The sequence below is a fragment of the Streptomyces sp. NPDC049627 genome (assembly GCF_044465645.1).
GTDB lineage: Bacteria > Actinomycetota > Actinomycetes > Streptomycetales > Streptomycetaceae > Streptomyces.
In genome coordinates this window covers 17,149-35,657 of record NZ_JBITLW010000010.1, presented here as the reverse complement: position 1 = coordinate 35,657, position 18,509 = coordinate 17,149, and the positions used below count along the sequence as shown (strand labels likewise).

13 protein-coding genes are annotated in these 18,509 nt (G+C 69.1%); 2 read left to right on the top strand and 11 right to left on the bottom strand.

All coding sequences use genetic code 11. The features are described from left to right. Positions 1–406: 406 nt before the first annotated feature. The 4 genes from ACIBU0_RS26600 to ACIBU0_RS26585 all read right to left on the bottom strand — a co-directional run bounded on the left by ACIBU0_RS26600 (position 407) and on the right by ACIBU0_RS26585 (position 10,171). Positions 407–2,599, bottom strand: coding sequence for an SUKH-4 family immunity protein (locus tag ACIBU0_RS26600; RefSeq protein WP_398822889.1), 2,193 nt, complete (start codon positions 2,597–2,599; stop codon positions 407–409). 274 nt (positions 2,600–2,873) lie between these two features. Then, a complete protein-coding gene (locus ACIBU0_RS26595; protein ID WP_398822886.1) occupies positions 2,874–5,054 on the bottom strand; it encodes an SUKH-4 family immunity protein in 2,181 nt (726 codons plus the stop codon). Positions 5,055–5,080: 26 nt separating this feature from the next. Beyond that, positions 5,081–9,316, bottom strand: a complete 4,236-nt coding sequence (locus tag ACIBU0_RS26590) for a toxin glutamine deamidase domain-containing protein (protein ID WP_398823817.1) — start codon at positions 9,314–9,316, stop codon at positions 5,081–5,083. Positions 9,317–9,520: 204 nt separating this feature from the next. Beyond that, positions 9,521–10,171, bottom strand: coding sequence for a hypothetical protein (locus tag ACIBU0_RS26585; RefSeq protein ID WP_398822883.1), 651 nt, complete (start codon positions 10,169–10,171; stop codon positions 9,521–9,523). Between the two features lie 228 nt (positions 10,172–10,399). On the opposite strand from ACIBU0_RS26585, the gene ACIBU0_RS26580 reads away from it, so the two are divergent. Next, positions 10,400–10,618, top strand: a complete 219-nt coding sequence (locus ACIBU0_RS26580) for a hypothetical protein (RefSeq protein ID WP_398822880.1) — start codon at positions 10,400–10,402, stop codon at positions 10,616–10,618. A gap of 93 nt (positions 10,619–10,711) precedes the next feature. On the opposite strand, the gene ACIBU0_RS26575 is transcribed toward ACIBU0_RS26580, so the two are convergent. Both ACIBU0_RS26575 and ACIBU0_RS26570 read right to left on the bottom strand, forming a co-directional pair. Continuing rightward, on the bottom strand, positions 10,712–11,215 hold the full coding sequence (locus ACIBU0_RS26575; RefSeq protein WP_398822877.1) for a hypothetical protein: 504 nt from the start codon (positions 11,213–11,215) through the stop codon (positions 10,712–10,714). A gap of 61 nt (positions 11,216–11,276) precedes the next feature. Continuing rightward, positions 11,277–11,843: a hypothetical protein gene (locus ACIBU0_RS26570; RefSeq protein ID WP_398822874.1), complete on the bottom strand. Its 567-nt coding sequence runs from the start codon at positions 11,841–11,843 to the stop codon at positions 11,277–11,279. A 60-nt stretch (positions 11,844–11,903) separates the two neighbouring features. Between ACIBU0_RS26570 and ACIBU0_RS26565 the strand changes: the two genes are divergently transcribed. After that, a complete protein-coding gene (locus tag ACIBU0_RS26565) occupies positions 11,904–12,332 on the top strand; it encodes a hypothetical protein (RefSeq protein ID WP_398822871.1) in 429 nt (142 codons plus the stop codon). Between the two features lie 34 nt (positions 12,333–12,366). On the opposite strand, the gene ACIBU0_RS26560 is transcribed toward ACIBU0_RS26565, so the two are convergent. The 5 genes from ACIBU0_RS26560 to ACIBU0_RS26540 all read right to left on the bottom strand — a co-directional run bounded on the left by ACIBU0_RS26560 (position 12,367) and on the right by ACIBU0_RS26540 (position 18,483). After that, positions 12,367–12,672: a hypothetical protein gene (locus ACIBU0_RS26560; protein WP_398822868.1), complete on the bottom strand. Its 306-nt coding sequence runs from the start codon at positions 12,670–12,672 to the stop codon at positions 12,367–12,369. 47 nt (positions 12,673–12,719) lie between these two features. Beyond that, positions 12,720–14,048 (bottom strand): SUKH-4 family immunity protein, encoded by a 1,329-nt coding sequence (locus tag ACIBU0_RS26555; RefSeq protein ID WP_398822865.1) that lies wholly within the window; start codon positions 14,046–14,048, stop codon positions 12,720–12,722. 77 nt (positions 14,049–14,125) lie between these two features. Continuing rightward, positions 14,126–16,114 (bottom strand): ATP-binding protein, encoded by a 1,989-nt coding sequence (locus ACIBU0_RS26550; protein ID WP_398822862.1) that lies wholly within the window; start codon positions 16,112–16,114, stop codon positions 14,126–14,128. A gap of 81 nt (positions 16,115–16,195) precedes the next feature. Then, positions 16,196–17,203, bottom strand: a complete 1,008-nt coding sequence (locus ACIBU0_RS26545; protein ID WP_398822859.1) for a hypothetical protein — start codon at positions 17,201–17,203, stop codon at positions 16,196–16,198. A 962-nt stretch (positions 17,204–18,165) separates the two neighbouring features. Then, the gene (locus tag ACIBU0_RS26540) at positions 18,166–18,483 is read right to left on the bottom strand and encodes a DUF397 domain-containing protein (protein WP_398822855.1); all 318 of its coding nucleotides are present in this window, start codon (positions 18,481–18,483) and stop codon (positions 18,166–18,168) included. Positions 18,484–18,509 lie beyond the last annotated feature (26 nt).

Here is an 18,509-nt window from a genome sequence, read left to right as displayed (position 1 = left end):
CGTCCCGCAGCCGCAGCAGGGCCTCGGTCCTTCCGTCCCGGGATCCCCAAGGAGTTCCACCGATCGCTCAGGGCCACCGTCGTGCCACCACGACTGGATTCGCAAGACGCACTGGTCGGCGGATGCTGCGGCTTGGGTGGGATTTGGTGCCATGACGTCCTCTCAAGGTGCGAGAATTCCGTGCTCCAGGCAGCCTGTCTGCGCTTTTCCTGTTCCTGTTCGGCGATCTTCGGCATCATCTCCGGCCAGCGGCCGGCCAACTCCTCGCCGGTTTCGACGTTCTGCAGCCGGAGAGCGAGCCCTGGCAGCCACCAGACCATGTAGCCGTCCACCGATGGGGGCCCGGCCCTCGGTCGCGTGGGTCATGGCTTCGGTTCTCAGCAGGTGTGGTCCCGCGGCGCCCGTGTCACAGCGATTCCGGGTCGTCCAGGTGTCCGTCCAGCGCACCTTGCCAGTTGAACGATGCGGCGGCTTCGGGGTCGATCTCCTTCGCCCATGCCTTCACGCTCCAGTGAGCGTCGAACTTCTCGGCGCTCCCGCGAGGGAAGTCACTCAAGGGCAGGAGACGGTACAGGCCGACCAGGGTCATGAATTGGGACAGACTGCTCCCGAGGAGTTCGGCTCCGGCGACCGAGGCGAGCAGAACGCGGCCGCTTCGACCCTCCAGGATGATGGGTTCGGAGAGCCAATGGCCGAGAAGGTAGGCGGGTTCGGAGGATTCCGAACGTTCGACAGGTGCGAGCCCGGCTTCGTCCACGGCCACGGTGGTCAAGAAGGCCGGCGCGCTTCCGTCGAGCTCAGGGAAGCCGACTTCGGAGAGCAACGCACCGGCCTCTGCCTCGGTCAAGGCGGCGGGCAGGGAGGCGACGGGGAGGCGGCGCAGAGCCTGGTCGCCGAATGCGGTGGCAAACCACTCGGCGAGCGCTTCGCGCTGTCCGGAGACGGGGGCGGGCATAGGCCATACGGCCGTGGAGCGGAAGGACGGGACGAGGGAGCGCCGCCAAGGGCCCGGCCCAAGCGTCAGCTCTTCGGGGCGCAGGACATCGAACGCGTAGAGGCCTTTCGGCCCGTACGCCACCCAGCGATCCCCGTCCACCGCTTCTGCCCCGCAGTGAGGGAGCAGGTGCCCCGGCCACTCGGGACACGCCGGGTCGGGGGAGGGGATGTGGCGGCGGGTGTCGAGCGCACTTCCGGCTGTCCGTTCCACGGCTCCCTCAGAAGTGATGAACTGCTGGACCACCCGAGGTGCCAGCAACTCCCTGCCGTCCGACAGCCGCCATACGCGTTCCAGGGCTTCTGTATCGCCCAACTCGACGTCGTACTCGTCCTCTTTGTCGAAGAAACCCTCGCATTGGCTTGCCGCGACGGGCGTGCCGGCGTACGTGCCGATGTCCACCCCGTCCACGGAACCGGCGAGTTCGGGCAGGTCGCCCAGGACGCCGTAGGGGCGCCACTTGGACCATGTGGTGCGCCAGGCGAGCGGTACCGGACTTGCGGCCTCCAATTCGTCGGCCCAGTCACGGCGCCCACGGTTCACGGCTGCCCAGTGCAGCCAGGCCAGCCACTCGCTCTGTGAGTCGGCGGTAACGCCGTCGCCGTCCAGGTAGTGGGCGTCGCCGGCGACGCCGCCCACCGGCGGGCCTCCGGGCCATGCCAGCCTGATCGCGTGCTGCAGCGAGACGCGATCGGCAAACGCGGCCAACAACGGCTCATCATCGATGAGTCGGGGCAGCGTTCCGGAGAGTGCCGCATGGACGGCGAGTGCGCGATTCGCGTACGCCACGACCCGCGCGTCGGCCGTGCCTTCTGCTGTCTGCCGGGCCTCGGCGAGGAGCGCATCGGTCAACGATCGCTGCTCGGCACGGTTGAGGGGCGCGGCCTCGCGGAGCAGGTGCTTGAGGGCGTCCGTCCACAGCCTCACGGTCGTTGCGCCGTCCCCGTCCCGTTCCAGGCGCAACACGGTGGACAGTTCCTGTCCGCTGTTGCGCAAGTCGGCCTCTGCGCTCCGTCCACCTAGCGCGGTGTCCAGGGATGCCCAAACCTGAAGCGGGATTTCACGCAACTCGGCCGCGGCCAGAGCGCGCAATGCGCGATGCTCCATGAGCAGGGCGGCCGGGTCGGGGCCTTCGGCCTCCGCTTCCAACAGAATCTGGTTCGCGCCGTCGGCCCGGGCTGGGCCGCTCGGCCCGCCGAGTTCGAGGACGGGCAGCACACGGCCCTGACCCCGGCTACTGAACTGCGCGGCGACACGCCGGATGTCGTATGCCTCTTCCGTTGAGGAGAAGAGACGGCCCGCCCATTGCACGTTGGTCAGGAACACAATGCCCCCTGTGCGCATCCCCGCGAGCGCATCCTCCAGTGGATCCCGCAGGGGCCGCTGCCTGACCTCGAGACCGAAGTGGGTGAGAAGCCGGTCGAGCACTTGCTCTGCGGTCAGGCCACGGCAGTCCAGGAGGAGCGAATCGGGCAACTCCTCGTGCAGGCCTGCCAGGAGGGCCGACTTCCCCACCCCCGGCGATCCGCGCAGCGACAGCATCGGCGTGGCCTTCGGAGGGTCGAGCAGCCAGTTCAGGATTTCCAGCTCTGCATCCTCGCTCAACACTCTCATCACCTCTGTCCGGCCTGACCGATCAGGTTACGTCGGCGCTGGTGGCGAGACTCATCCAGCTGGGCAGGGCCGGTGCTGGTGAGCTGCCATGGGAGGCAGGCATGTTCGAGGACGTGCACTTGGGGCATGGCGACGAATGCCCTCGCGGACATATGGTGCCTGCGCGATGACCCTGGGGTCCGCGGCCGGCGCCGGGAGGTCGAGAGACGCTGAGCCGGGAACGGCGGGGCTGTTGTGGGGCCCGACGTCCGAGATCCGTGGACGCCTACAGGTAGATGAATTCGTCGGTATCCGTGACGTGCCCCCAGTTTCTGGTGGCTGCCGCGGCTGGGTCGATGCCCGCAAGCCAGGACTTGAGCTCGTCGATGAGATCCTCCCCGTCGAGGCCGCCGCTCGTGTGGTAGGCCAGCATGTACGTCCACTGCAGGCACACCATCGCGGTGAACTGGGCCAGGGAGGAGCCGGCCAGGGGGTCGCCGGGCCGGTCGTCGTCGACCGCGCCCTTCCTGGACTGCCGTAGTACCCGGCCGGTGGGACCGTCGAGGAGCAGGATGCCGCCGATCCAGGTGCCCAGTTCGTAGAACGGGCCGTCTCCCACCGGCGTTTCGAACTCCTTGGTGCCTTCCCAGGTGTGCTCGGCGAAGCCGGTGCCGGCCAGGTTGTGGGTGCTGAGACTGAGGAAGTTGCCGACGGCAGGGAAACCGACCTCGGTGAGGAAACGACGGGTCGGCTCGTGCGTCAGGCCGACGGGCAGTTGCTCCTCGGTCAGGAGAGGTGCGATGTCCGCATCGAACACGTCGAGTACGAGGTCGCGGGTGGGGCGGCAGGCGGTCTCGTCGAACGGGCGCGGCGTGACCTTTGTGTGCCGACTGAAGGCAGGGAGTGCGGGCAGCGGGGTGGCTTCGATGTAGTCCGGGTCGGGCTTGATCGCATAGATCCCTCGGTTTCCGCCGAGCACGACCAGATCGCCGGCGCAGACCACATCCTTGACCTTGGGCGCTTGGATCACGCGCAGTGTGGAGGGATCGTCGACGGCTGCCGCGCGGACCAGGTTCCACGAGGCCTCGGCCCTCCAACGGGCCGGCGCCGGGCGTGTGGCCGGGGCTTCCTCGATGAACGGCCCCTTGGCCCCGAGGAATTGCCCCGTGGCTGCGAGGAGCCGGCCGGTGGCAGCGTGCCAGGTCTGCTCGAGACGGTCCGCGGTGCGGCTGGTCACGGTGGTGCCGTCCGCTTCGGCCTGCAACGCTTCGACGACGTCGATCTGGGGTGGGCGGGGACGGACCCGGCCGGGGGCTCGCCAGTGCGTCCAGACGGTCCGCCAGGGCAGCGGACCGGCGGATTCGATCAAGGCGTCGGCCCGCTCCGTATCACCCTGGCTGAGCGCCACGAGATGCAGCAGTGAGACCCACTCGGCCTGTGAGGAGGGCGCCAGACCGAGGTTGTCGAGGTAATACAGATCCGCGGCGAAACTGCCCGCGGGAATGCTGTCGGGGAAGGCCATGCGGAGTGTGTTGAGCAGGGCGGTGTGGGTGCACTTGACCAGCGTGCGGGGATCCGCGAGGAGTTCCTCGAAGCGGCCCGCGGCCGCGGCGTGGGCGGGCAGGGCACGGGTCAGATAGTCGTGGAGCGGGGCGCCGTCGGTGCAGGCGAACAGGCGGTCCACGACGGCCTGTTGAAAAGCTTGGAAGGTGTCGGCAGGGACTTCTTCGCGAAGAACTCGGGCATCGCGTTCGTGGGTGAACCCGACCGGCAGTTCGCCTGAGAGGTCGACCGTGACGAAAGGCGACTCCTCGCCGATTGCCCGCAGTTCCGCGACGTCGAAGTCGGTGCCGAACGCGGAGCAGAGCGCCTGCCACTCCTCGAAGCGCACCCGGTGCGGCTCGGACAGGGCCAGGGCCGTCATGGCTGTGCGCTGACGCGGTGACAGCGAGGTGGGGGACAGGCGGACGACGTCGTCGTTGGGGGTGAGCAGGATGGGGTTCCGGTTGCGGGGGCTGAGGTCGTGTACCTCACTGTCGACTTCGACGATGAATTTGATGCCGGTTTTCTTGGATTTGCGTCCGAATTGGCCCACGATGCCGCCCGTGGCGACCCGTAGGGGCTCGTCCGTGGACCGCGTTTTTCCCGCCCATTGCGTATTCGTCACGAGGACGATGTGGCTCAAGTCCTGTTCTGCAACGCGGGTATAGAGAGCGAAGGAACTCCGGTGATCACCATATGGAAGGTTGATCGCCCGCATCACGCGATCCGCTACTTCTTCCACAGTGCACCCCGCAGCATCGACGAGCAAAGCGCCCGGGGTGTTGTCGGCGAAATGCTGAAGGAGTCGACTCTTCCCAGCGCCCGAGGGGCCGTCGAGGTACAGGAAACCCTTTGTGGGTGAAAGGCGCCCCAGCTGCGCGCGGATCTGGTCGTAGGCTTCCTGCGGGCCGAGCTGAGAATTCATGGTGACTGTGTTCCTTTTCCTGCTGGTCATCCCTCAGGGGTGGATTCGCCCTTCAAGCCCCCGTCTTTCATGGCGCGGATCCAAACCTTACCAATCTCGTTGAGATTCTCGATCAGATCGTTTTCGAACTGTTGCTTGAAGGTGATGTCCGGGTCGAGCGCATCCGGGTCCACAATCTCTGCCTCCTTGCGGTATCCCGTCCCGTAGAAAACGTCCACGCCCGGCATTCTCTCCGAAAGCAACCTCGCACAGTTCGCGTAGCCTCCGCCCCTGCCGCATGGCTCACGGTCGGTGTACATGCTCAGCGGCTCGTATTGCGCATTTTCTTCGCGTTGCTCGTTGAGTTTGTCCAAGTAATCCAGGATGTTCTTCTCTGAATGCTTGTTGTCAGTTCCTGGGTAAGAACTGTCGACGACGTAGCTTATTTGTTTGCTTACCGGATCGTAGACCTCGACCGTGGCGTAATTGCGTCCGGTGAAGTCGGGGCGGTGCTCTCCTGCGTCATTGATACTTGCGGCAACTCCACCCAGGTCATTTATGAGTGCTGCCGTGATTTCCTCGTCTCGCCGCGATGGTGCCCAGTTCGCCTTGGCATGCTTCGCGACCGCTGGCTTTGGATAGCCGTCCAGCGGCTCCGGGCTCGCGCTCACGGCGTGGGACTCATGGAATTTCAGGCTCAGACGAGCCAGCGACGCGACCACCGCACCCCGTTCCCCGGGGTGCATGTCCCCGAAGCCCGGGAGAATCCGTACCAGATCGTCATGCCGCAGAATTCTCGGCTCGTGATCGGGGTCGTCGGGGCGCGGCGGACTACAGGACTGCAGGGCGTCGACGAGCGGAACCCGCGTACCGGTTCCGTCTTCGGTCGGAACCGGGTTCAGCCAGTTGTTCAGCTGCTGGTGGACCGGGTCCATGTCGAGCTGCCGGACATTGTTCGTTTGCCGCACGTTCTGCTGGTCCGGCATGGGATTCATGCCGTAGTGCGAAGAGTCGACTGTCTCCGGCTCAGTGAGTCGAGGGTGTTCCCTGCGCTGCGGATCGTCCCTGGGGTGAGGTTTCTCGTCGGTGTTGTCGGGATCGGATTCCTGTGGTGCCCCCGCTGGATCCTCAGCCGGTCGACGATCGGTGGTGCCGGCTGTGTCGGGTGCCTGTCGGTCGGAGTCCGGCGTGGATCGGCCGGCGTTTCCTGTCCCGTCGGGCGTCACAGGCTGCCGATTCGAGTCCAGCGGAATCGCGAAGACCCCGTTGTCACCGCTATGCAGGGGCTTCGAGCTCTGCTGCCCCGTCTGCGCATCGATGTATGTGATCTTGCCGTTGTGGTTGACGGCGTTCCACGCGTGCGCCCGCCCGTTGGAGTCCTGCGTGATGATCACGGCCTGTGAGCCGTGGCCGCTGTTGCGGAGGGTGTTCTCCAGGCGGTTGAAGGCGTCGCGCCCGTTGCCCATGTCGCTGAAGCGGGCGCCCAGCGTGTTCTCGATGCGGTCGCGGCCACCCTTCTCGCCGCGGTCCGAGGGGGTGCCGTCGGCGTCCGTGTCGGGGGTGCGGCTGGCAGCGGCGGTCGGGTTGCCGGCGTATGTGTCCACCGTGGACAGGGCCACGTCGACACAGTTGTTGTTGCGGCCGGGAGCGTCTCGGCCTTCGCCGTTGATGCGCTCGACCCAGTTGCCGTCCGCCGGGTCCGGCGGTCGGGTCGGATCGCCGTTCTCGTCTCGGGGGACCGAGTTCTCGAGGGCGTCCTGCTCAGCCCGGGTGGGATCGATGACGCCGCCCGGGGGAGTGGTGTTGCGGGTCTCCGAGGCCGGGGTCGGGGGCTCCTTCGGCTTCGGGCTGTCCGAGTTCTGCTGGTTGGGGCTGTTGGGGGTGGAGTCCGGGTTCTGTGGAGTGGAGTGGTGGGGCTGGTTGTTCGGCGCCGGGGTCACGTGGTGGATCGGAACCGGGGTGACCTGGGGCTGCTGTTGTTGGTTCGGGGTGTTTGCCGGGGACTGCTGGGTGTGGGGCTGCGTACCCGGCTGGTTTGGGGTGTTCGGGGTGCTAGGAGTGTTCGGTGTGTTGCCTGCGGGATGGTGGGGTGGCCTGGTGGGCGTTGAGCCGACACTGGGTTGGTTCGGAGTACTGGGTGTCCCGGGTGTGCCCTGAGCAGTGGAGTGGGTGCCGGGACCGGGCTGAGGCGACGAGTTCGGGGTGCCGCTGTTCGGCGTAGAGGCGCGCCCGGGGCCGGTGCCGGTCGAGGGCGTCGACGCAGGGGTGCTGGTGGACGGCGACGGGGTCCTGGTGGGGGTCGACTGGCTCGGGTTCTGGCCCGGGCTGGTCGTGCTCGGGTTCTGGCCCGGGGTGGTGGTACGGGTGCCGGTGCTCGGGTCCGAGGTGTTACGGGGCGATGTGCGGTCGCCCGGCGTGGTGCCAGGGGTGTTGGCGGGCGTGGAACGGTCGCCCGGGGTCGTGTTCCCCGGGGTGGTGCGGGGCGCCGTTCCGTCGCCCGGTGTCGTGCTCCCAGGAGTGCGCTGAGTCGGTATGCGCCCGTCGGGCGTGCTGGACGTGCCGGGCGTCCGTCCGTCCGCCGTACCGGGTATTCGACCGTCCGGTGTGGGGGTCGGCGTGCTCCGAGGCGTCGTCGGCGACGTGGGGCTCGGCGTGGACGCCGGGCCGGTCCCCGTTGTGGAGGGTGTGGTCGGCGTGCCGGGGGAGGGGTTCCGGGCCGGGCCCGAGTTCGGCGTCGGGCTCGTCGAGGACGGGGTGCCGCCCGAGCCGCTCGGGGCATGCTGCGTGCCTGTGCCCGGAGCCGCGCCCCCGGTGGAGGGCGCTGTGGGCGACGTAGGTATGCCCGAACCGCCGTCCGGACGGCCGCCGGTGCCGGTGGCAGACGAGTCGGCCGTCGTCGGCACCGCGTTGGACTGCGTGGGCGCACTCGCGGCCAGCCCGTCGATCTGGGTGCCGATCGAGCCGCCCCCCGGCGACGACGACGTACCGCCGGACGACGAGGGGGTGGGCGCGGACTGCACTGTCGGTGAGGAGAGGCCGGACACGGGGGAGCCGCCGCCGGAATGCGAAGGGCCGGACGTGCTCGGAGTGCCGGACGAACCGTTGGAGTCCGCACCACCGGGCGAGGTTCCGCCGGGCGAGGGGTCGTCGAAGTCCGACAGGGACGGCCCTGCAGATGGCGTCGGCCTTGAGTACGGGCTGTCCGAAGAGGACGGGCTTCCGGAATCGGACCCGGGTCCGGGCCCGGACCCGGGGTCGGGGCCGGCACCCACATCGGGGGCGCCGATGTCGTTACCGCCGGTGTCGGCGGATATCCCGCCGCCTATGTTCACGCCCGGGCCGTTGCTCGCACGCGTCGACGTGGAGGAGTCCGACCCCGACGAACTCGAGTCGGAGGAGGATGAGTTGGAGGACGAGGAGTTGTCCGACGATGAGTTGGAACCGTCCGACCCGGATTCGCCGCTGCCGTCGGAGCTGCCGCTCCCGCTGTTCCCACCATCGCTGCCGACATCGCCCCCCGACGGCCCGTCATACCCCTCGATACGGCTGTCGACCGCATGCCGGGCCCGGCTGCCGGCCTTCTCGCCCAGGCTGTCGCGGACGCCTTCGAGGAAGGTCTGCGGGCTCTGCCTGAGGGCGTCGAGGCCTGCCTCGCCGCCGGCCTTGATGGTGGCGCCGATGTTGTAGCCCTCCTGGGCGCCGAAGCCGACGTTCACCGTCTGCCGGATGAGGTCGGTGATCATCGCCTCGACCGCCGAGATCGCGGGCTCCTTCATCGTCTCGATGAGCGCGTCGATCAAGGCCTGTTTGAGCTCGTCCAGGAGGCGTCGGACGATCAGCCGGGTGACCTGGGTGGCGCCGAGGCCGGCGACCTCGGACAGACCGAAGGTGAAGGGCGCGGCGGCGTGGGCGGCGGCGATCTCGATGACCAGGGCGATCAGCTGGGCGATCACCGCCCACTTGGCGAACTCGACGAGGTAGGCGCAAGCCTCCAGCACGTTCGCGATGAGGAAGGCGGCGTCGGCGGCGTTGCGGAGGTAGCCGTCCTGGCCGCCTCCGCCGTCGAACTTCTCGTAGGTCTTGCGGAACTTGTCGATCGATTCACCGGCGTTGTGCTCGAGCACCTGGCCGGCGCTGGTGTTCGCCTTGGTGTGCAGATCGGTGACGGTCTCGCCGAACTGCCGCCACACGGCGGCGCAGTCTCTGAGCTTGTCCTCGTTCGCCGTGGGCCACTTGTAGCCCAGCATCTCGAGAACCCACTCGAGCTCGTCCGGCAACATCATCGCCACAGCAGAAAGCACCCCCGTCAGACAGCTCGGCTGTACAACTCCCTCATCCGTCAAGGGAAAACACACAGGAGTACAGCCGCCCGCAAAGTTTACGGAATCACCCGCAGGCAACCTCAGGGGCTAGCTGTCACAAATCTGTTGCAGGACCCCACCGTTGGCCGGAGTGGTGCGGTGCGGAGTGGTGCGGTGCTGGACCGTTCACCGCGTACCGCCCCGAGTCCGCTCCTTGTGCCCCTTCACGTCGGGCCGGCCGATGTGCCCCTCCGCCCGCTCGGACTCGCCGAGCCAGAGGTGCGGGACGTACTGCTGGACCGCCGCGATCACCTCCTGCCGGCAGCCGGTGGGGAAGGGGACGCGGTAGCGCAGGCGGGGCAGGTTGGGGTGCAGCGGCTCCTCGTCGCGGACCAGGGTCCACAGGACCGGGTCGTCCCGATCGATGGGACCGGTGGCGAAGAGTTCCAGGGAGTAGACCGTCTGACGGCCGAACTTGCTCCAGTAGAGGCCGACGCCGGCGAGGGTCTGCCACGGGATGACGTTCCGCAGCTTTCCGCTGTCGATCCACAGACCGGTGTTGTCGACGAGGATCCTCGTCCTGCGGTTGGCCCAGTTGGCGAGGAAGAGGAATACGCCGACCACGCCCAGCACCACCATGAACCCAAGGCCCGCGAACCCGGCCGGAGAGGATTCGCCCTTCTGGTTCCCGGTGGCAATCACGACCGCACCGAAGACACCGACGGCGCCCATCGCGATGAGGAGGACGGAGCAGGGGAGTCCCACCATGGCACCGCGGCGGCCGGTCCGTATGACCGTGGCGTCCGGCGCGGGGGAGGGCGTGTGCGAAGGCAACATGGTGCGTGAGCTTAGCGAATTCACCTACGCTGCCACGTCATGACGACGGACGGCCGGGAACACGGCGGGGAACAGCTTCAGGGTCAGGTACAGATGCAGGTGCGAGGCGACGAGGGCGAGTCGGCCCTGCCCGGCGCGGACGAGGTCAGGGCGAGTTTCCGGGGGCAATCGGATCCGGGGTTCGCGAGACAGCGGTCGCAGCAGGCGCGGAGCGCTCGCGGTGGCCTCATGGCTGCCGGGGCGCTGGTGGCGACCGTCTGCCTCATCGTGATCGTGGGACGACTCAACGGCGGTACGCCGACGGGAGTGGGAACCGCGGTGTACGGCCTGGCCCTCGCCTCCGCCGCTCTCAGCGTGGAGTTGGCACGGCGCGCACGCACCCGCTGGGCCATGATGGCGATCATTCTCGGGGCGGCGGGCGCGTCGCTGGCGGATGCGCTGCCCTGACCTGCGCCACCCTCATAGTCAGCCCGAACGGGCCGCCGCCCAGTGCTGTGGGCGGCGGCCCGTTCCCGGTTCAGCGCGCCGAAGGCCGGGCCGTCAGACCTTGGTGAAGCACATCGTGTAGTCGAAGCCCCGGCGGTCGTAGTGCTGGATGCCGTAGTCGTACTCCGCACTGCATTCCTGGCCCTGGCCGGGCAGCAGGGCACCCATCTTGTACTCGGCCTCGGGCGCGTCGCAGGCGACGATCGTGGGCACCGGGTGGCCCTGCGGGTCCGCGACCTTGACGCAGTCGCCGACCTCCGGTTCATGCGTCTTGGCCTCGTCGGCGGCCGCAGACGCCGACGCCTCTGCCTTCGCCTTGCCACCGGTGGGACTGGTGTTGTAGTCCCAGACCCAGTAGCCCACGGCGCCGAACACCGCCAGGACGATGACGGCGGACTTCACAGCGCGCAGCGCACCGCCCGGCTGCGGCCGCTGTGGCCCGCGCGGAGGCTGCGGTTGCTGCGGGTACCCGTACGGCTGCTGCTGCCCATAGGGAGGAGGCGGCTGCTGCTGCCCGTACGGCGGCTGGTTCTGGTACTGCGGTGGAGGCGTCGACATGCCTGGATACCCCGTGGTTGACTGAACGAAGAGAGATCAACGAGAAGTTGACCGGCGCAGACTACCCTCCGATGTCATCGGGAACCGCCACCGGGTGCTTCTCGGAGAACCGGGTGCCTGCCGGAAACCGGGCGCCCGTCAGAAGAAGTAGCTGACCAGAAACGACACCCCGGCCCCGACGAGCCCCACCCCGATCATCAGTGAAGACCCAGCCCCCGAAGAACGCCCCGAACCAGCGCAAAGCCCGGTCCATGCCGCCCTGGAGATACTCGGCGTCGGCCGCGTCGTCGGCCGTCGACGGCTCCGTCTGCTGCACGGCCAGCTCGGTACCTGCGGCATACCGTTTCCGGACCTGTACGGCGGCATGGGCATCCGTACTCCTGCCGTCCTCGGAGACGAACGTGCCCTCGCAGCGCACGGGCCGTCGGTTCTTACGGCTGCTGCGCGAGGCGTTGTTCGGATAGCTCACCTCGCACACGTTCACGGTCAGGGTGCCGCGCGTGCCCGCCCAGCCCGCCGCGTACGCCCCCTCGTACGCACCCCACCCACTCAGCGCGAGGCCCGCGAGCAGGAAGACCAGTCCTTCTCCCGTGTTCTGTCTCCCGTTCCGGTGGGCGCAGCATGGCACCCATGGGTTACAGGAGATACTGCGAGTGCTGAGAGGCGAGGAGAAACGAGGAGAAGCGACATGACCGGTCGACCCGAGAACTCACCGAACCCGCACGGCTCTTCGCCGGAACGCGGCGTACTCGACGAGGCACTGGAACCGGAGCAGATACGTTCCCTGAACTCCGCCCTGCGCAAGCTGACCGAGACCGATGGTGTCAGCAAGGACCTGCAGGAGGCGGCCAAGAGGATGCTCTCCGGCCGCCTCGCCCTGCGCGACGCCCTGGACGACCCCGCGGTGGCCCGTGCCGTGGGCGGAGGCCTGGCGTCTCTTCGCGGGCAGTGGGAGTCGCTGTCGGAGGAGGAACGCGACCGGATCAGGCACGGAGAGCCACTGGAGAGCGGAACCGCCTCCTCCGGTCCTTCCGACCCCAGCAGCTCCAAGGACCAGGCCGCGCAGTCCGGGAAGAAGAACCAGGGGCGCCACAGCGGCGGATTCTCGCTGTACTGATCACAGGCGACTGATCACGCGCTCGCCGTACGAGTCACGACTGGCGCTGCTTGCGGTACAACGCGATGGCCGTCTCCGTCGGGTAGTTGGGGACGGTGACGGTTTCACCGTCCTCCTTCGAGACCACGATCTTGCTGCCGCCGGGCGGAGCGGGCTGAGGCCGGCCGGCGGCGTCCGTGACAGGGGGGAACACCGCGTATACCAGGTAGCCGATGTCGAACTCCTCGACACGCAGCTCGGCAGGGGTGCCGTCCGGCAGCTTGGGATCCGCATACCGGCTGCGCACGATGGCGAGGGCCTGCTCGGCGGTCGTGGGCGGTGCGGGGTTGTCCGAAGTCACGGGTCCTTGCTCCTTGTCGGCTCAGTGGGGATGGTGCTGGGGCCCGGTCAGAACAACCCGTGCCACATCTGCTCGACGATCAGCGACCACCAGGTCTCCGAGTTGGCCGGCGCGGACGCATCGACGGCCGCCAACTGCTCCTGCAGCGCTGCCACTTCCCCGCCGGCGGCGACAGCGTCCATGCCCTGCATCCGCTGCCGTACCGCCGCGATCAGGGCCAGGGAACGGGCGAACGCGGCGACAGAGACATTGACGTAGCGAGCCTCGGCGGTGACCGGATCCACCGCCCACACCGCACCCAGACCGTCCGGCTGCCCGGAACCCGGCAGGCACTGCACCGCCACGACCGCGACCCCGTCGAAGCCGATCCGCACCAGATGCGCCAGGGCGCCGATCTTCTCCTCGCCGGCCGGGCTGCGCCGCTCGCGCAGATTCGTGGAGACGTCGGTGAACAGGCCGCCGGCCGGAGGCGCGTCGGGCCGGTCGGCGGTGAAGAACAGCGGGAGGTCGGCGGGCAGCCCGGCCCAGGTGAGCGTCGCCTTGGTGGCCTCCGGCAGCGGGCTGTCGGCGATGTCGTCGGCGTCGTAGCGGCGTACGCCGTCCTCGCCGAAGACCTCGACGAGATGGCGGCCGAGGGCCACGTCCCGCATCGGCTCGGCAGGCGTGACCTGCGCGGGGACCGGAACCCGGTGCGGGCGGGGCGGCGGCTGCTGTCCGGCCATCCGGTGCATCGTCTCGACCTGCTCGACCAGCGCCGCGACGCCCTCCGCACGGGCCTCGGGACGGGCTCCGTAGGTCTGTGAGCAGGAGAGCTGGGCGTTGCGGAAGGAGTTGAGGAGTTCGGCCGTGTAGCCGCCGGGGAGCAGGCTCGGGCGCAGGTCGGTGTGGATGGCCACCACATTGTCGGCGGGGACGTTCATCCGCCGCAGCTCGGCCCACGCCTGGTACTCGGCGGGGGGCAGGCCGGGGGCGGAGGTGCGGAAGAGCGTGGTCTCCTCGCCGTTCGCCGGGTCGACGTACGTGAAGACGGCGGTGTTGCCCGGGCCGGTGACCGGACGGGCACCCTCCGGTGAGCCCGCGCCCTGCGCCGCGCCGCCGTGCTTCTGCCGGTACATCTGCACGACCTCGTCGACCGGCACCGACGGCCAGACCGTCAGCTCGCCGGTACGCCGGTCCACGACCCCGCACGCGTTGCCGATCTCGGCGGGCGGCCGCCGCGCCCCGGTCACCGGGTCACGCTCGGGCTCCGCGGGCGCGGCCCACACGACCCAGCCCAGGTCGAACTCCTGCATCCGGACCTCGCGCCGCGGCTCCGCCGAGCCTTCCGGGTTGAGCCAACGGTCGGCAAGGGCGAGCGCCTGCTCCTGGCTGGTCACGGGGAGGCTCCTTCGGGAGTGGTCGGTCGATCGTGAGGAGGAAATGGGACGACGGCGCGGGGCTGCGTCGTACGCGACTACGAGGCTATCCCCGCGCCGGTCGGACGGATGCGGAGGGCCTTCGCTCCGCGCTCGGTGGCGACGACCAGGATGCCTTCGGGAGACAGGTCGGCGGCGGTGAAGGGCGTGTCGGAGATCAGCGCGGCGACGACCTCCTGACTCGCCCGGTCCCAGACCCGCAGGTAGTCCGCGCCACGGCTCAGCCCCAGCGGGGCGGCGGCCCGCTCGTCCTCGGAGGGGCGCAGAATCTGCGCGGGGTCGGTGTCGCCGAGCTGATCCGGCTGTACGAGCCCATGGACGAGCACTGCGGAACCGGGCCCGCCGCCGGCCCCCTCGCCGGACCCCCCGTCGGCCGACCCCGCGCCGGGCTCGCCGATCGGCCGCGCACCGGGCGTGCCCGCCGGTACGGCGAGGACGGCGACCGGGGTGGCCGGTCCCTCGGACCGGGGCAGACTGCCGACGGTCACGGCGCTGATCCCGGGGACGGGCAGGCTCCACAGCGTCTGCCACGGCAGCTCGATGCCGAGCCGACCATGGATGGCCTCGGCGTACTCGGGCAGCCCGTCCTCGGCGAACGCGGTCTCCAGCAGAGCGGCCCGCAGCGTGGCGGACGCCTGGGTGCGGGTCAGCAGAGGGGCCGTACGCAGGTACGCACGGGCCGGTGCGCCGAGCTCCTCGAACGGTACGGCCTCGACGGCGGCGCGCAGCGGCACCGGGTCGGCGTGGACGAACAGCCCGGGGTCGGTGAGGAGTTGGGGCAGCAGGCCCGCCTCCAGGGTGTGGCCCGCGATGTGGTCGCGCACATACGGGTCGGCCTTGCCCCAGTCCTGCTCCGGCACCGCCTCCAACAGTGCCATCGCGATCTGCGTCTGAGCCGCGCGGACGCTGGGCAGACCGGCGCGGACCTCCTCGCCGATGGCCGGGTGCGGCAGCCGCAGCAGCGTACGCCCGCCGTCCTCCTGCCCGCCCTCCGCCGCGTCCGCGGCCTGCTCCTCGGGCTGCACGAAGGGCCCGGCGAGCAGCATCCCGCCCGCGATCGCCTCGCTCATGTCCTGCCCAGCGACTGCGCTCACCAGCCGCGCCCAAAGGTGAACCGGTATCCCGTCGCCCTCGGCCAGGGCCAGCGGTGCCAGCAGCAGCCGTAGCGTCCGCGGGTCGGCACCGAGCCGCCGTGCATGCAGGTCGAGGGCCTCACCGACAGAGGTCGGCAGCAGGCTCTCGTCGGCGGGGTCGAAGCCCTCCGGAGCCATCAGGATGCAGGTGACGGCGAGTTCGACGACCAACGGACTCCCGGCCCGGCGACCGATGGCCGCTCCCAGGGCGAGGCGGGCGGCGGGATCGACGGTGAACGGCAGCTCGGGTGCCCCGAACTCCGGATTGAGCGCGGCCCGGGCGTGCAGCACCAGCCCTGCCGGGTCAGCCCACTCCGGCTCGTCGAGGTCGATGACCTGCACGGTGCCGCTCGGCAGCCCCGCGGCCAGCTCGGCGGCCAGCGGGCGCGGCACCTCGGCCAGCAGCCGGACCGTCTCGATGGCGGCCAGCGGGGCGAGCACCTCCCGTACGAGCCGTGCGGGCTCGCCCGCGGCCCGAACCGGACCGGCACGGTCGACATCCGGTACGACGACGGTCACCGGCTCGTCGAGAGCGGCCAGTTCGGCGTGGACACCCTCGACGCTGGTCGCGTTGAGGCCGTAGTGGTCGGCGAGCAGCCACAGCACCTGAGCCGCGGTCAACCCTTCGGCGGACGGCACCGCGGGGGCCGGCAGCTCCGGAGGCACCGTCGACGGGTCCATCTCGTCCAGCGGCAGGCGCTTGCGGTACTCCGGCTCGCACAGCATCAGGAACCCGGTGAGCAGCCGCGAACGCCCGCTGCCGGAGCCGCCGGTGAGCACGACCACGCGTGGAGCGCCGGGAGCGGCCCCGCGCCACGCGGCGAGCGCGCGCAGGGCGGCGACCCGGCCGCCTATGTGGGGGTGTGGGGCGTAGACATCGGTCGAATCGGTCATGGGATCCCGTCCTCCGCTGGCGCGGACGTGTGCGAAGGCTTCTGACTGTCGAGCGGTTCAGGCCATGGGCCGGTGCTGGCTTCAGGTGGGCAGGGCGCCCTTGAAGCGGGAGTTCGGTATGTCGGGGTGGGTGGTGGCGAGCCAGCCGTGGCCATGGGTGTCTTCCGCGAGCTGAGGGCCGGGTTCGACCGACAGGTTTTCGGCTGCCGTGGAGGCGTGGGGAACGCCTTCTGAAAAGGCTTCGGCTTCGTCCTCGTCGGCGTTCTCCATGTACCAGGCTTCGAACGGCAGTGGTTCTCCTTCGAACTGTGGGTGGGCGTAGGTGCTGTAGCTCCTCCGCGTGTGACCGTCGCGGGCGACGTACCAGTTCTCGGAGGCGTTATAGGGGTCGAGGACGTAGAAGTGGGCCTCACCGCAACGCACACTGAGCTCCCTGGCCAGCTCGAAACCGTCGAGTTCGTCCAGGAACGAGTTTCCCCACAGCATGTGCCAGCGTTTGATGCTCCCCTCTGCGTACGAATTCTCGAATGCCGGCGTGATGAATACCCGGTAGGCCCTGTGCGTCGCGCTCTGGGCGTCCCGGAATTCCAGGAAGTCGGTGGCCTGTGTAGCGGCGGCCACGCCCATCACTGTGGTGACCGGCCGAACGTCGTGCAGGCCGAGAGCCGATATGGCATCGTCGAGTCGATCCGCCGGGAAGGCCAGCCAGCGGCCCGCCTCGAAGGGGACTTTCACCGGGCGTTCGTCCAGGATCTTGATCCGCACGAGGCGTTCCACAGCATGCCGGTCGACATCGTCGAGCGCTTCCTGGCCGCCCATGTCGACCAGGATCTCAAGTGCTTTCCTGCGCAGCTGCCCAGGGCCCGTACGTCGGATTTCACGAAGGCGTGGCATCGCCTCGTCCCCCCAGCGTTCGATGATGGACTGGACGTCATGCCTCAGGTTCCTGGGATGCGTGTCGAGGGCGTAGGGCAGGAGCTGGTCGATCCCCTCCGCTCCGAGCGCGACGAGGGCGTCTTTCGCGGCCCTCCTAGCAGTGCGGTCCCTTGCGGAGAGGCTTTCCACGAGGGCCTCAACGGTGTCTGGCATGGGGCTCAGCCTGGTTCTGGTCCATAGAAGCGGTTGAGGCGGTCGCATGAGCGGCATCCGCCTGGAGGGCGACGACTGGGCCGAACTGCCGCCACACGGCGGCGCAGTCTCTGAGCTTGTCCTCGTTCGCCGTGGGCCACTTGTAGCCCAGCATCTCGAGAACCCACTCGAGCTCGTCCGGCAACATCATCGCCACAGCAGAAAGCACCCCCGTCAGACAGCTCGGCTGTACAACTCCCTCATCCGTCAAGGGAAAACACACAGGAGTACAGCCGCCCGCAAAGTTTACGGAATCACCCGCAGGCAACCTCAGGGGCTAGCTGTCACAAATCTGTTGCAGGACCCCACCGTTGGCCGGAGCCCTGCGGAGCAGCGCGGTGAAGACGCGCACTACGCTGCCTCACCAGGACGACGCATGACGGGGAACAGGCGGGGATGCGGGCACAGATGCACGGGCAGACCCAGGCGCAGAGATCGGAGCCGACGCCAGGCGGCGACGGTGAACCGTTCCGCCCCGGCGTGGACGACCTCAGGCGGCGTTTCCGAGGGCAACCGGATCCGGGATTCGCGAGGGCACGGTCACGGGAGGCCCGGAATGCCCGCGGCAGCGTCATGGCTGTCGCGGCGATCATGGCGGTGGTCTGCCTCTTCGTGATGGTCCAGTGCCTCACCAGCGCTTCTCGGACGGCGCTTTGGGCCGTCGCACCGGGCGTGGGCGCCGGTTTCTGCGCTCTCAGCGTGGAATTGGCACGGCGCGGACGCACCCGCTGGGCCATGGTGGCTGTGATGCTGGGGGTGGCCTGCGGGGTCCTGGGGGAAGGGCCCCGCTGACCCTGTTCCATCAGCTCGGCCAGGGTCTCGACCGTCTGTCGCGAGAACAGCCGCCGCCCGCTGTCGCGGACGACGGCCGGAAAGCCCTCGCGTACGACCAGCAGGGTCTGCTCGCGTACGACCAGCAGGGCCTACTCGACCGGCATGCCACCCTTGCCCGGCGCCGGCTCCAGATCGAACTCCCCGTCCCGCGCCCCGAGCACGAACGCCCGCCACTCCGCCTCGGTGTACCGCAGGACGGTGCCGGGGTCGAGAGACGACCGCATGGCCACCGCGCCCTCGGGCAGGTACGCGATCTCGACGCGCTCCTCGTGCTCCTCGGTGCCGGGCGCGCACTGCCACTCGACCCCGGAGATGTCGAGGGCGTACAGCTCGTCCCGCTCCCGTTCCTTGCGCGCCTTGATGTCCTCGGCCTGAGTCGCGACCTCGTTGTCCCGTGCCTCGGTCATGCTGCTGGGCCTCTTCCTGACGTGCG